Origin of the sequence: Bartonella silvatica (genome assembly GCF_040545155.1) — a bacterium.
GTDB lineage: Bacteria > Pseudomonadota > Alphaproteobacteria > Rhizobiales > Rhizobiaceae > Bartonella > Bartonella silvatica.
On the sequence record NZ_JBEPLI010000003.1, the window covers coordinates 1 to 15234 of the forward strand.

Genomic DNA, 15234 nt, shown 5'->3' on the forward strand with positions numbered 1-15234 from the left:
AAGGATGATTACCATCTTGATGTGAGATCTGCTGTACCGGAAGTACGGAAGGTGACGAAACAGAAACTTGCTGGTCCCCTCTCAAGTGCCGAGGTAGTCTGCCTCTGCGCGGTATATTATCATTGTAAACTGCAGACAAACACCAAATTTTTTTGCTCCCATCCTCATCATTTTTCTGCTTTAAACCATATATATAGGTTCCACCATCAACACCCCCAATTTTTACTCCAGAAAAGCTTTTTAAAGTAAAATTTGCTCCTCCACTTTGATCAACAATGAGATCTAGATCTGTTGAAGAAAGATCAGCAATTTCAATACCGGAATCGATAACACTTATTGTGTGATCTCCTGAACCATTCTGGATAAAAAGGTAATCACCTTTTCCTTCTGCAAGGCTGACATTAAAATCGAAATGCATACTGCCTGACAAATCATCAACATAAAGCTGAGAGTAGTACAAATCATTCCCAGAAGAAGTAAAAATAACCCTACCCACACCACTTAACTTTTGAATGTAAGAAATTTTATCATCAGAATCATCGGTAATAGCGTATAATCGTGCTTCTTCATCTTCTAAATCAATATCCTCTGCCATGGTATGATGATTTGTATATTGCGTATGTGAACTATCACCTCCAGCATAAAGATGAAGCATTCCCCAATTACCAACCTTTATTTTTCCTCCTAACACCGCGCCAGCAAAAACCCATGAATTGGCTTTCTCTTCAATCATGAGATTTTTTACAGTTGCACCAGAATGGACTTCTTGAGCAGCATGGCGATGTAAAATCACAACATCTGCCTCACCTCCTGCTAAAACACGCTGTATACCACCCGAAAAAACCTCAGTATTGAATGCTAAACCACCACTTTTTTCTAAGAAACTATCATCTTCCACAAACCATTTAGCAAGAGTTTGTACTCCTCCATCCATAACTTTTGTTCCTACAGCCATTCCATCATCATACACATTTTGCTGCCCCAGCGCGTCTCCTTGACCATAAACTTTCGTATTATAAGCACTGCTTCCCACGATCCCACCATTTACATAACTATCTCCAAAAATAGTTTGCTCACCACCATAGATCTCAGCATTTAACGCAGAACCTCCTCCCTCTACTCGCTGTATTCCATACTCATAAACGATAGCAGACTCTGAAATCCCTTGTTCTCCAACGACTTCAGAGCCACCATTGAGGATTGTCGTGTTTTTACTCAAACCACCTTCTTCAATATAGAGTATTCCAGTTCCTTCAACCGTATTGTTTATGGACCATTTAGGATTAACTGCTATATTATCATCACTGAGTGTAGAGTTTCGTAAAATAAATCGATCTTCATCCGCACGAAAATCATCTGCATAAAAACTGAAATCATTTGTATAAGAACTGATAATAGGATCTTGTAAAATTGTAGTCTCTTTTCCAAGAGCACCCGCTATAGTAGGTAATTGCGGACTAGATGGGGGAATAGGAATCTTCTTTTCTATGGCAACCAAATACCAAATTTTTCCGCCTTTATCATCTCTCTGCTTGAGATGATACATATAAGCTCCACCATCAACAATCTCGGCCATTTTACCAGAATGCTTTTTTAAAGCAAAATCCGCCTTTCCACTTTTATCCGTAATTAAGTCAACGCCATAGAAAGAAGAATTTGTAATTTCAGGACCAGAATCCATAACACTTATTGTATGATGGCCACTGCCGTTTTTTATAAGGAGATAATCACCGTATTGCTCTTTAAAATGAGCTCTAAAATTAAATTCTATACTTCCCGAAAGATCACCAACGTGAAGAAGAGAATAATATGAATTCACTTTACTAGGATCCGTAGGGATGTGCGTAGAAGTAAAAATAACAGTCCCATGGCCACTTAACGTCTGAATTGAAGTGCTTGAACCATCAGCTTTAGTGGCAACAGAACGTAATTGAGATTTTTTTCCATTTAAAATAATCTCTTCTACTGTCGTTTTATTTTCTTGACCCCCAGCGTAAAGTGAAATTTTCCCAGAACCATTAACCTTCACTGTTCCTTCTAATACCGCCCCAGCATAGACCAATGAAATAGCTTCATCATTAATCGTTAGAGTTTCCACATGCCCACCAGCATAAACTCTTTGAAGAGCACCACTTTCTAAAGTAACAGTGTTTGCTCTGCCTCCTGCAAAAACATTCTGAACTCCAGCAGCAAAAACTTTCGTATCAATGGCTAATCCCCCAGTATCTGCTAACCATGTATCAAGATTTTGTTCACCTCCACTCCTAACATTTGTGAATAAAGCGACTGCTTCATCATATACATTCTGTTGCCCTGAAGTTTCACCTTGTCCATAAACTTCAGAGTTATAAGCATAACTCCCCTCTCCTAAAATAAACTGTTCGCCACCATAAATTTTAGCATCCTCTGTCTGCCCTCCATACTCAACAGTTTGCAACCCATATTCACCAATAAGAGTCCCTTTTGAACTTTCTCCATTTTTGACAATTTCAACTTGACCGTTTTCAATGACAAAACTCTCTCTGCTTCTTTTTAACACCTCAATAATTTCTACCGGTGCAAGTAGTTTCTCTCCTTGTGAAGCAACTCCATCTGCATGAGCAATCTTTACAAGACTACCACTGATCATTAACGCCCAAAAATTTAATCCTAATTTGCATTGCATCGTCCACATCCCATGATAAAAAATTCCGCATATCGGAAAAACGCGCACACTAAAAACAATACACAACCTCTCATCATCTTATTTTTCAAAATAATCAATCATTGCTTACGGACTATTCAATGCTCTAATCCTCATGCATTAAGCACCGTCGTGTCTGTTTTTTGAACCAAATAGCAATCATAAATTGAAATATTGTTTTGGTACTCTTAATTTTGGTACTCTTAAAAAGTGTTCCAATTGCATCTATAAAAAGATGTTTTGAGTATTTTTCGATCGCAAACACTGATCTCAAAAATAAGATTGATTCCTGGAGTAGATTAAAACAGTGCCCAGATTTTACAAGAAATAGCACGAGCAAATTAATGAGGTTCTATCATTTGAAATTATTTTGATCTTTTGTAACACTTAGAATTCAAAAAATTTATTAAATATATTCAATATGGATAAATCTAAAGTGTAATTTTTCATACTTATCATGCCAAAATCATTGTTCTAATACATAAAAAGTATAATAATACCGACTCGACACTGGTTTGAAATTTTTATAATTATACGTAATTTGATTTGTTATCTACTGAAAGGGACATTTTGTTCATGTCTATAAACTCAGAAATACAAGATATAAGCAAACGAAATTCTCCTCGTCGAATTTTATTTGCAAGTCTTATTGGCCCAACAATTGAATATTTTGATTTTTATGTCTTTGGAACTGCCGCAGCTCTCATATTTCCTCATGTGTTTTTTCCAACGCAGAATGATCAACTTGCTATTCTACAATCTTTCTTGATCTTTGGAGCTGCTTTTTTTGCACGCCCCTTAGGGTCAATTGTTTTTGGGCATTTTGGAGATAAAGTTGGTCGAAAAGCAACCCTTATCGCTGCTCTTCTCACGATGGGGTTATCGACAGTTATTATTGGCTTTCTTCCCACTTATGAAACAGCTGGGTGGTGGGCACCTTTCTTTTTAACCCTATGCCGTATTGGACAGGGAATGGGATTAGGAGGAGAATGGGGAGGAGCTGTTCTGCTCGCCACCGAAAATGCTCCACCAGAAAAACGTGGTTGGTATGCGATGTTTCCTCAATTAGGCGTTCCAATCGGTTTATTTTTATCTATCTCTGTCTATTTAGCCTTGTTGCATTTCCTTGACCATGGTGAACTTTTATCATGGGGATGGCGCATTCCTTTTATTGCTTCGGTTGTTTTCATGCTTATAGGATTATGGGTTCGCCTTTCAATCAACGAAACAGTTGCATTTAGGAAAACGCTTGAGCGTAAAGAACGAGTTAAAGTTCCGATCATAGAGGTCTTTTTAAAATGCCCACGTATTTTATTTCTTGGCACATTTGCTGGTATGGCGACATTTGTTTTATTTTATTTAGTCACAGCATATTTGTTGAGTTATGCAACAAACCATTTGCACCTGTCGTTTTACCAAGCTCTCCAAGTAGAAGTCATTGGTGCTGTTTTCTGTGGAATTTTTACCGTCATAACCGGAAAACTTGCTGATCGTATTAGACGTAGAACTCTGATGATCTGGATCACAATAATTACTGGTATCTATTCCTTTACCATTCCTTATCTTCTAGAGTGTGGAATCTTAGGAATCCTAGCCATATCCATTATTGGCTTATCAATTATGGGAGTTGTATATAGTCCACTTGGTGCTGTTTTAGCTTCACCATACTCAACAGAAGTTCGATACACAGGCTCGTCTATAACTTTTAACTTATCCGGTATCGTTGGTGCATCTCTTGCTCCTTATATTTCAGAATATCTAGTACAGCATTTAGGGGCTTCTTCTCTCGGCTATTATTTGCTTCTAGCTTCTTTTATTTCATTAATTTGCTTTGTTGGATTTACGGATGATGAAATATCCAACTAAAACACAATAAAGAAGAATAAAACGAATACTGGCGGCAGAAATGCCGCCATTTTCAATTTAAAAGATATTGGTTGTGGTACACGCCACCATAATATTCCAGCAAATAGCGCACTTAAAAAAAAGAACAAAATATCTGCGATATTGCTCATATAAACAATAGGAAATATTTGTGATAATATATGTGTTGTTCCCAACCATGAAACGCACAAAAACGCTAACATCACAGCCCATAAAATAAGCAGAATTCGATCAATGATCATTACCATTGCCTTTCATTTTTTTGCACGCGAGACATATCTTTCGTCCTTCCCAAAAATCATCATGAAAAAACTTTCCCTCTTGGTTCTTCCACAATCAAAAGCGCTAAATTCACATTTCTTATCAATCCTATAAAATTCAAATTATAGATCTTATTTTATTACATTGCCTTAAATCTTCTTTTCCCAACTGCGATTTTCAGTCTGTTGCCAATAAGTTAAATTATGATTTTGCATTTTATATTTTTTCCACTGTGCACGAACAAGATTCAACTGCTCATCATTCCGTCCATCAAATATCACGACAAGCCGTTGATAAAAATCAATATCTGTACAAACTGCCCCCTCTATGAGAAAGCGTATTTTTGAATCATTCGGATTTTCCTGCCCTGTGGTAAGAAAGACAGGTTGAAAGTTTGGGTATTGATCACACTCAGTTCCATGTCCAATAAATGCTTCATCAGCATAAACCCATAAACGTGCATCTATAACATCACGTTGCTTTTCACTTACACATTGTATTATCATCCTACCAAAACGATCCAGAGCTCGCTCCACAAGTGTTGGCAAAATATCTTCAAAAGTCGACTGCGTTAAATGATAGAACAAAATATCCACTCTCTTAACCCTTATCTCTCCTTATAGAAAACAACCTATTTTATAAGGAGTTTATCGTCCTCTATATAAAAAATAATCATTCCTTTATTGAGAATAATGCATACTGCTTTTTTTAACTGTCTTAAAAGAAAAAATACATCATTATAAAGTTAGCAAAAATATTTTCGTTCATTTTTAGCTTCTCTGTAGACTAGCAGAGAAATCGAAATAAAATAAATTGAAGATCGCTCATAGCTTCTGCACGGTGTTTATTTGGTAAAAATGTGTATTATAGATAAAAATATTTTTTAGTTTTGGGTATATTTTTCATTTAAGACTGCCTAAAATATCTACCGTTTCGTTAAAGACTGAGTATGTGACCCTTTTATGCGTATTATTGAATGCTACATTTTAAAACGTGTTCTTATCTTGTTTAGTGCTGTCATGATTGCAGCCATTAGTATTAGTTGGACAGTGCAAATTCTTGCACGAATAAACTTTTTAACAACGAGTAGACAAACGCTCTTAACGGTCTTGCAGTTTTCACTCTCATTGGTTCCTTCTGTTGTTTCTCTTGTTATTCCATTTGCATTAGTCATTGCCATTACTAGCACCCTTTCCGCAATGAATAAAGACTCTGAGCTTGCAATCATCAGCTCTTCTGGCTTTCCAAAAAGAACCGTTTGGAAACCAATTCTTCTTCTTGCTCTTGTTGCATCATGTACTTCCTTTTATATAGCTAATTTTGTTGTTCCTCAGGCACGTCTTAATATGCGACAAATGCTCGCAAGCGCCCATTTTGACCTTATTAATCTTTTCATTAGCGAAGGAAGCTTTCAAAAACTCGCCAATAATCTTTATATAGAAATTGGTGAACGCAATCCCAACGGAAAACTCAGACGTCTTTTTATTGCCGACCAACGTGATCCTAAAACCGATCTTTTTTATTATGCAACGGATGCAAAAATAATGAACAGTAAAAATGGCAGTTTTCTCGTTTTAAGTAACGGTGAAATAGAAAGAGCTAATCATCAAAATGACAGCGTTTCAATCGTTCAGTTCAGTTCATATACCTTTAGCCTTGGTGAATTTATTCCTAATGATAAAACCCCCACACTGTATCCAAAAGATCGTTCTCTTTCTTATTTGCGAGCACCTGATCCAAAAGACCCCTACTATCAACGAAAACCTCTCCAATATAAAGCTGAATTTCATCGTAGACTTACAGAGTGGCTCTATCCAATTGTGTTTTCCTTAATTGCACTGGCAGCAGCAGGAGATACCCGTTCATACCGACAAGCACGCAACTCTGCAAACTTCTCTGCAATTGCTCTTTCTTTACTGGTGTATTGGATGGGATATTTTTTCGCAGAAAAAGCAAAAAGTGACCTTGCGTATGTGCCTCTCCTTTACCTAACCCCTGTAGGAATAGGTGCTTTTATTTCCTTCATGCTCTTAACAAATCGTCAAATTGCTATTCCTTCAAAACTTAATGAGCTTATTTTCATAGCTTCTCAAAAATTAATCAACAAATCTGCCTATCCCTCGGACAAGATATCATGATTGGTTGGACGCTTGGACGATACTTTTTTATACGCTATCTTAAAACAACCTGTTCTTTTTTCGGGGGTATTTTTATTCTTGCTCTGTTAATCGACTTTACAGAAAACTCTGGTCGTTTATCCCACTTTCCTCATTATACAGCAAAAGATGCCTTTCTTGTTTCCATTTTACGTATTCCTTTTATCATGCAGCAGCTCATTCCCTTTATTGCACTCTTTTCTGCAATGGTCATGCTGATCTCACTTAATCGAAAACTTGAACTCGTTGTAGCTCGTTCAATAGGTATATCTGCGTGGCAATTCCTTATGCCTGCTTGTCTTGGAGCTTTTCTTTTAGGGATATTTTCTATTTTTGTTGTGAATCCATTCGCTGCATGGGGATTTTCTCAAGCAGAAAAAATAGTAACAGAGTGGCGTAGCAATAATCCTCTCATATCTCTTCGTAACACACCTATCCCATGGTTAACGCAAATTACAGATTCGGGACGGACAACCATTGGTGCCAAATCTATCACAGAGAAAGGACTTTCTCTTATCGATGCAGTCTTTGTACAATATAATGACGATGCAACAGTTAAAAACTGGATTAACACGAGAAAAGCAACACTAACAGATAGCGCTTGGCTCCTAACAGATGGAATAATCTATAAAATAGGAAAACCTCCTGAAAAGTTTACCACATTTCAAATCAAAACCAATCTAAAACCTGAATTTTTAACTGAACGTTTAGTCAATCCTGCAACTGTTCCATTTTACCAACTGCCAAAGAAAATTATGATTGCACGTTCATTTGGTTACTCTGCCAATAATTTTGATATGTATTTACAATCTTTGATTGCATTACCTGCATTGCTTGTAGCAATGACTCTCATTGCAGCGATTGTATCTTTAAATTTCACACGCTTTGGACAATCTGGAATGTTGATTCTTAGTGGTGTACTTGCTGGTTTCATGCTTTATGTTATTTCTGTACTCGTTCAAGCATTTGGTGATGCCGGATATATTCCACCTATTATTGCCGCTTGGACACCCGTTGTTATTGCACTATTTGTAGGAATCTCTTTTTTACTTCATAAAGAGGATGGCTAAGTGAAAATATTAGTGAGTAAAAAAGTGTTTTTGACAAGATTAAGTGCCCTTGCCTTTAAAATTCTGATAGGATTTACCTTGAGTATGTCTTTGTCCTGTTTTGCACACGCAAAGAAACCTACTCTTCTTTCTCAAAACCGCATAAAAAATCCGGTAAATCCTCTCCTCCTTTCTGCAAATGAACTTATTTATAACCACGATGAAAATACTGTTTCTGCACAAGGAAATGTGAAAATCGAATATGATGGTAATAAGGTGTTTGCTCAAAAACTCACTTACAACCAAAAAACGGGACGAATTATCGCACAAGGAAATGTGGAAATTATTCAGAAAGATGGGAACAAAATTTATTCTGATCAAGCGGATATGACCAAAGACTTCGGTGAAGGATTCGTCAATGCCTTACGCATTGATACCGCCAACAATATCCATTTTGCCGCAGCAAATGCGACACGCAACAATAACCAAATAACAATTTTCAACGATGCCACCTACACCGCCTGTGAACCTTGTTCTTACAAACCAGATAGAGACGTTCTGTGGAAAATTAAAGCAAGAAAAATCATATGGAATAATACTACTAAAAAAATTCGATTTGAAAACAGCTCTTTTGACATTTTTGGAATGCCGATTCTACAACTTCCAACTTTTGAGCTCAATGATCCATCTGTAAAGCGTGCTAGTGGTCTTCTTGCTCCCCATTTTTTTTATACCGATTATCTGGGGTTGGGGATCAAAAATTCCTATTTCTGGAATCTCGCTCCCCATTATGATTTTACACTTTCTTCTACGCTCTATACGCAACAAGGACTTTTAACTGAAGGTGAGTGGCGTCAACGTTTTAAAACAGGCCGTTATAACATTCGTTTTGCCTATATATATCAAATGAAACCGCAAAACTTTGACGATGATACAATCGATGCACAACATAAAAATCGTTATATGCTAGCAACGAAGGGTGATTTTCGCATTAATTCACGTTGGACTTATGGATGGGATATTTTTGCACAATCTGATCGGCACTTTAGCCGTGCCTATAAACTTAAAAACTATAACAATCCTACTCAGCTTTCTCAGCTTTACTTGAATGGTCTTTCTGGAAAAAACCACTTTGATATGCGTTTCTACCATTTCAAAATTCAAAATTTACTCTTAAATGATCCTCATGAACGCCATTTGCGACAAGCATGGGTCCTTCCTCGTATTGATTATTTTTTCACAGTAGATGAACCAATTTATAAAGGAGAACTCACTTTTCATAGCAATATGCAATCAGTTTATCGTCGTCATAGTGACCTTATCTCCACCGACTGGAATGGGAAAAAATTCAAAACAGCTAGAATTTCTGGCATTGCTGGAAATAGTTTCCGTTTAACAAATGAGCTAGAGTGGAAAAGACGCTTCAGCATGCGCAATGGACTTATATTAGCTCCTCTTCTCTCTTTACGTGCTGATATTATTAAAACAAATGCGCATAAAAATGATACCAATCATATAATAAATATCTCCTCACATACTCCTCGTAATTCAACATTTCGTAGTATGGCAACAGCTGGTTTAGAGTTACGATACCCTCTCCTTATAAGATTAGAAAACTCTACCCATATTATAGAGCCAACCGCACAAATCTTTATACGCAATAATGAACACTATATTGGACAACTCCCTAATGAAGACGCGCAAAGCTTTATATTTGATGCGACTACTCTTTTTCAACGTAATAAATTCTCTGGCTATGATCGTGTCGAAGGAGGAACTAGAGCCAATATAGGTTTAAGATATTCCGGAAGTTTTAATAATAATTGGTCTTTCTATTGGCTTGTTGGACAATCTTTTCATCTCGCAGGAAAAAATTCCTTTGCAGAAAAAGATTATGTTAATGTAGGGACTCATTCAAGCCTCGAAGAAAAGTCTTCAGATTATGTTGCAATGATTGGCACAAACAATAAAAATGGTTTTTCTCTAGAGACTCGTGGGCGTTTTGATAAAAGAACAGGAAAAGTTCGCCGTAGTGAAATTGAAATATTAAAGAAATGGCAAAACTTTACGGCTGCTGTACAATATGCCTATATTGCAAGCCAACCAGATTATGAATATCCACAAGAACGCCAAGAAATTTCTTTTCAAACGGGTATAAAACTAGCTAACTACTGGTCTATTAATAGCAATGCTGGTTATGATTTGGTATCCAGTAAATTTACGAAACGAGGAATCAGCCTAAACTATGCCGATGAATGCTTTGGGCTTACATTTGGTTATCAGCAAATCACTGATCCGGGAAGAAAAACACCTTTGCTCAATTTTAATTTCTCTCTTTCACTACGCACAATTGCAGATATAGGAAAGAAAACAAACCAAAATTTATGAAGAGAATATATAGACAATTTAACTTATCATTGTTTTTATGAAAAAAAACGTATATCTAAGATAATTAACGGGAATTAATAAACAATGGGTCTACTCACATGAACAAATTGAAAAAGCGTATTTTTGCTTTATTTTGTATTGTACCTTTGAGTATAAGCAACCTAATTATAAATGAATCTTTCATTTCAAAAACCCTTGCACAAACTGTTATTGTTGTCACCGTCAATGGGCGTGCTATCACCAATTACGACATTAAAAGACGTGCTGCTTTTTTAAAACTACAACAAAAACCAGGAAATCTTGTCGCTCAAGCAAAAGAGGAACTTATCAATGAAGTCCTCCAAAATATTGAAGTAAAGCGTCGTAATATTGAGGTAAGCGATAGTGAAGTTGAGAGTGCTTTTGAAAATTTTGCAACACAAAATAATATGACCATTGATCAGCTTAACCAAATTCTGATTCAAAGTGATATTACAGTACAACACTTTAAGGACTACATTCGTGGGCAAATGGGATGGGGGCGTCTTGTTAATGCGCGTTATCAAGCTGAAATGGGTATGATTACTGAACAAGAAGCTGTACGTAGAATATTAAAAAATGGTGGTGTAAAGCCCTCAACCAATGAATATACACTACAGCGAATTGTTTTTGTTATTCCTCAGCGCCTTCGTTCAGAAATTTTTGACAGACGCAAAAGAGAAGCAAGCAATTTCCGTACTCACTTTCGTGGATGTGCAAATACCCGCAACCAAGCTAGAGGTATTTTAGATGTTACTGTTCGTAATTTAGGAAAATTCCTTGAACCCCAACTTCCTAGCGCGTGGACACAGGCTATCCTTGCAACACCTGCTGGGAAAATGACTCAATTGCAAGAAACATCTGATGGAATTGAAGCAATTGCTGTTTGTAAAATAAAAAGAGTTTCTAATGATTATGTGGCTCGTTTGATATTTTCTATTCAAGACAATCAACAAAAAAGCCCGCAAGCACTTGAAAAATTAAGCGAAAAATATCTAGAGGAATTACGTCGGGCAGCACGTATCCAATATTCATAATGACTGCACTTGTTGTTAGCAGTGGTGATCCTTCTGGAATTGGCCCTGAAATAGCACTAAAAGCGTGGAATTTGCGTATGATGCGTCAAGTTCCACCTTTTGTTTTGATCGCTGATCCAAACATTATGCGTTCCCGTGCTCGTTTTTTACAGATTGATATAGAGATAGAATCTGTTTCAATAAATAATGCAGTAAAAAACTTTCAAGCTGCTCTTCCTATAATACCATTAAAAAATCAACAAAGTGATCAACGAGGCTTACCTTCACCGCATAATGCTGCTGGAATCATTGAATCAATTGAACGTAGTGTTCAATTCATTCAAAGTGGTCATGCCTGTGCACTTGTTACCTGTCCTATTGCAAAAAAGAATCTCTATGATGCAGGATTTGAATTCCCAGGGCATACAGAATTTTTAGCCAACTTGGCATATAAAATCTCTAATAAATATTATCATCCCGTTATGATGTTATCAGGACCTCGATTAAAAACAGTACCGATTACTGTTCATATTCCATTCAAAGAAGTTCCCTCACACCTCACCCATCATTTAATTATTCAAACAGCACGCATTACTGAAAGTGATTTAAGAAAGCGATTTAGAATCACTTCACCGCGTCTTGCGGTTGCTGGACTTAATCCTCATGCTGGTGAAGAAGGCGCCATGGGAAAAGAAGATATTGAAATTATTATTCCTGCCATTGAATATCTTAAGAAAAAAGGTCTTAATATTGTAGGACCATTGCCTGCTGATACAATGTTTCATGAACAAGCAAGAAAGATGTATGATGCTGCCCTTTGTATGTATCATGACCAGGCTCTTATTCCTGTTAAAACATTGGACTTTGATACAACTGTTAATGTCACTTTAGGATTGCCCTTTATTCGAACTTCTCCAGATCACGGAACTGCTTTTGATATTGCTGATAAAGGGATCGCTTCTCCTGAAAGTTTTATTGCTGCTCTGAAACTTGCAAATCAACTTGCGGAAAATAGTGTGAACCTATGCCAATAGATGATTTACCACCTCTACGTCAGGTCATTGATACATACGGATTACAAGCTCAAAAATCCTTGGGTCAAAATTTTCTTTTCGATCTTAACTTAACCTCTAAAATTGCTCATAAAGCAGGAAATATAGAAGGAAAACCTGTTATTGAAGTAGGTCCTGGCCCTGGTGGGCTAACACGCGCCTTACTTGCAAAAGGTGCTATTGTTACAGCAATAGAGTATGATGAACGGTGCATACCTGCCCTCTTAGAGATAGAAAAACACTACCCGCAAAAATTAAAAATTATTTGTAATGATGCGCTAAAACAAGATTTTTCAAAACTCTTTGAAAATTTTTCAGAAAAACCACGTATTATTGCAAATCTTCCCTATAATATTGGAACACAGCTTTTACTAAATTGGCTCGTGGCTGAACCATGGCCTCCTTTTTATGAGTCAATGACATTAATGTTTCAGCGTGAAGTTGCTCAACGCATTACTGCACAGCCCAAATCTGCTCACTATGGACGTCTTAGTGTTTTAACTGGATGGCGTACCAGTGCTAAAATTGCTTTTGACGTGCCTCCCCAAGCCTTTATTCCCTCCCCGAAAATAACTTCTTCTGTTGTGCATATCATTCCACGAATGAAACCACTAACCTGTTCTGCACAAAAATTAAGCCTTGTAACAAAAACTGCCTTTGGACAAAGACGAAAAATGCTTCGTCAAAGTTTAAAAAATCTTGGAAGCGAAATGCTTTTAGAAAAAGCAAATATCGATGGAACACGCCGTGCTGAAACACTTTCAATTGCCGAATTTGTCGCTTTGGCTAATTTGCTAATTTAAAGAACATAGCTTTTTATTCATAAATGCTTATTCACAAGAATAAGGACTCAATCAATATTCTCAGTAATAAGTCCATCAATAAAAGGTTCAAGAAAAGAGCAGCGCTCACGTTTTACAGTTTCAGCTAAATAAATCGATTTAATAAGCGATATGGATTGATTTAGATCCTCATTAATGACAATATAGTCGTAAGAGCGCCAATGCTGCATTTCTGTTCGTGCATTTTTTAAGCGTAAGTTAATGATATCTTGGCTATCCTCTGCTCGGCGATGCAAACGGGAAACAAGCTCTTTCATCGATGGAGGGAGAATAAAAACAGATACCGTATCCCCTGGCATTTTTTTTTGAAGTTGCTCAGTCCCCTGATAATCAATGTCGAATAACATATCACGGCCAATACTCAAAACATTTTCAACAGTTTCACGTAAAGTTCCGTAATAATTTCCATGAACTTCTGCCCATTCAATAAATTCATCACTATCACGCCTGCATTCAAACTCTTTTTTTGAAATAAAATGATAATGAAATCCATCCACTTCACTAGGACGCTTTTGACGTGTTGTCATACTGATAGAAAGTTCTAATTGCTCTTCTTTCAAAAGTAACCGAGAAAGAGTGGATTTACCAGCTCCTGAAGGTGAAGAGAGAATCAATAAAAATCCACGACGTTGATTTCTTTTTTTAGTATCCTCAAAAAATGCCGTCATATTGTTCTACTTTTCTCCAAAACTTCAATAACACACTCTTTTCTACATCTTCTAAAATCAATGTGCTGCTTTGAATGCACGCCATTTACGAACATTCATATTATGCTCCTCTAAAGTTCTAGAAAAAACATGCCCTCCAGAACCATCAGCAACAAAATAGAGCACATCACTTTTTGGTGAATGCGCCACTGCTTTTAAAGAATCTCGCCCTGGGTTTGCAATAGCAGTTGGTGGTAAACCATCAATTTTATAAGTATTATATGGTGTTTCTTTCTCGAGATCTGAACGGTAAATTGCACGACCAGATGGCATACCTTTTCCACCAAAGAGACCATAAATAACCGTTGAATCAGCTTGAAGACGCATATGTTTTGCAAGACGATTATAAAACACCGCCGCAACTTTTGGTCTCTCTGATGCTATTCCTGTCTCTTTTTCAACGATCGATGCCAATATAACAAACTCATCGATGGTTTTTATTGGTAAATCCGTTGAGCGTGTCGCCCATATCGCATGGATTAGTTTTGTCTGTCCATCACGCAGTCTATTTATGATTTCTTTACGCGTTGTTCCTCGAATAAAACGGATAGTATCCGTCATCAAACTGCCTTCTGGAGGCAAAGTTTTTGGAAGATCTCCTGTCAAAACTTCATTAGCAGCTAACCGATCAAAGACTTGCTGAACTGTTAAACCTTCTGGTACTGTAAAGGTATATTCAATGGACTTTCCTTTTACAAGGATATCCATAATATCTCGCATCGAAGCATGCGCTGGGATTAAATATTCACCAGCCTTAAGGTGCGTTGTTTTTTTATGGTAACCAACCCCATAAATGAAAATACCAGATGAACGAATGAAACCGCGCTTTTCAAGTAATGCAGCAATTTCACGAATTCCTGTTCCAGGATCAATAAGGATAACTTGTTCCTCATCCGTCATCCCTTTCCCTTCAAAAATACTTTTTCCAATATAAAGGGGAATGCTTATGGCCAAAAGAATAACCACAACCAACATCAGAAAAAAATGACCTAAAATGACGAATGGATTACGTACGATCAACGACTTTTTTCGTTTTTTATGCACTAACATATCGTGATTATCTACTCTATGATCCGAAGAAGAATCATCTACGCCCTTCAATGGTTTTTCATTGTTCACATCGGACACAATTATCACCCTCAATAATTTTTAGATATGACAACTATAATCTCTCACTT

Annotated in this window: 12 protein-coding genes; 7 read left to right on the forward strand and 5 right to left on the reverse strand. The window is 36.9% G+C overall.

Annotated elements, in window-relative coordinates; translation table 11 throughout:
• Window positions 1-2665: pertactin-like passenger domain-containing protein (locus ABID23_RS02440; protein ID WP_354188985.1), on the reverse strand; the 2665-nt coding region annotated here is incomplete at its 3' end.
• 594 nt (window positions 2666-3259) lie between these two features.
• Between ABID23_RS02440 and ABID23_RS02445 the strand changes: the two genes are divergently transcribed.
• Window positions 3260-4549, forward strand: a complete 1290-nt coding sequence (locus ABID23_RS02445; protein ID WP_354188987.1) for an MFS transporter — start codon at window positions 3260-3262, stop codon at window positions 4547-4549.
• Here ABID23_RS02445 and ABID23_RS02450 read toward each other — a convergent pair.
• A complete protein-coding gene (locus tag ABID23_RS02450; RefSeq protein WP_354189197.1) occupies window positions 4546-4809 on the reverse strand; it encodes a hypothetical protein in 264 nt (87 codons plus the stop codon). The two genes, ABID23_RS02445 and ABID23_RS02450, sit on opposite strands and share 4 nt — an antisense overlap.
• Window positions 4810-4977: 168 nt before the next feature.
• The gene (locus ABID23_RS02455; protein ID WP_354188989.1) at window positions 4978-5424 is read right to left on the reverse strand and encodes a DNA polymerase III subunit chi; all 447 of its coding nucleotides are present in this window, start codon (window positions 5422-5424) and stop codon (window positions 4978-4980) included.
• Window positions 5425-5790: 366 nt separating this feature from the next.
• On the opposite strand from ABID23_RS02455, the gene lptF reads away from it, so the two are divergent.
• The 6 genes from lptF (at window position 5791) to rsmA (ending at window position 13310) form a co-directional block, all read left to right on the forward strand.
• Window positions 5791-6966: an LPS export ABC transporter permease LptF gene (gene lptF, locus ABID23_RS02460; protein WP_354188991.1), complete on the forward strand. Its 1176-nt coding sequence runs from the start codon at window positions 5791-5793 to the stop codon at window positions 6964-6966.
• Window positions 6963-8054, forward strand: a complete 1092-nt coding sequence (gene lptG, locus ABID23_RS02465) for an LPS export ABC transporter permease LptG (protein WP_354188993.1) — start codon at window positions 6963-6965, stop codon at window positions 8052-8054. The genes lptF and lptG overlap by 4 nt, the downstream gene beginning before the upstream one ends.
• Complete coding sequence (locus tag ABID23_RS02470) at window positions 8055-10421, forward strand: LPS-assembly protein LptD (protein WP_354188995.1); 2367 nt, start codon at window positions 8055-8057, stop codon at window positions 10419-10421.
• Window positions 10422-10519: 98 nt separating this feature from the next.
• Window positions 10520-11476 (forward strand): SurA N-terminal domain-containing protein, encoded by a 957-nt coding sequence (locus tag ABID23_RS02475; RefSeq protein ID WP_354188997.1) that lies wholly within the window; start codon window positions 10520-10522, stop codon window positions 11474-11476.
• Window positions 11476-12489, forward strand: coding sequence for a 4-hydroxythreonine-4-phosphate dehydrogenase PdxA (pdxA, locus tag ABID23_RS02480; RefSeq protein ID WP_354188999.1), 1014 nt, complete (start codon window positions 11476-11478; stop codon window positions 12487-12489). The genes ABID23_RS02475 and pdxA overlap by 1 nt, the downstream gene beginning before the upstream one ends.
• Complete coding sequence (gene rsmA, locus ABID23_RS02485) at window positions 12480-13310, forward strand: 16S rRNA (adenine(1518)-N(6)/adenine(1519)-N(6))-dimethyltransferase RsmA (protein WP_354189001.1); 831 nt, start codon at window positions 12480-12482, stop codon at window positions 13308-13310. Before pdxA ends, rsmA begins: the two co-directional genes overlap by 10 nt.
• Window positions 13311-13357: 47 nt before the next feature.
• Here the strand turns inward: rsmA and gmk are convergent, their stop codons facing one another.
• The gene (gene gmk, locus ABID23_RS02490) at window positions 13358-14017 is read right to left on the reverse strand and encodes a guanylate kinase (protein WP_354189003.1); all 660 of its coding nucleotides are present in this window, start codon (window positions 14015-14017) and stop codon (window positions 13358-13360) included.
• A 57-nt stretch (window positions 14018-14074) separates the two neighbouring features.
• Window positions 14075-15184: an endolytic transglycosylase MltG gene (gene mltG / locus ABID23_RS02495; RefSeq protein ID WP_354189005.1), complete on the reverse strand. Its 1110-nt coding sequence runs from the start codon at window positions 15182-15184 to the stop codon at window positions 14075-14077.
• Window positions 15185-15234: the final 50 nt, after the last annotated feature.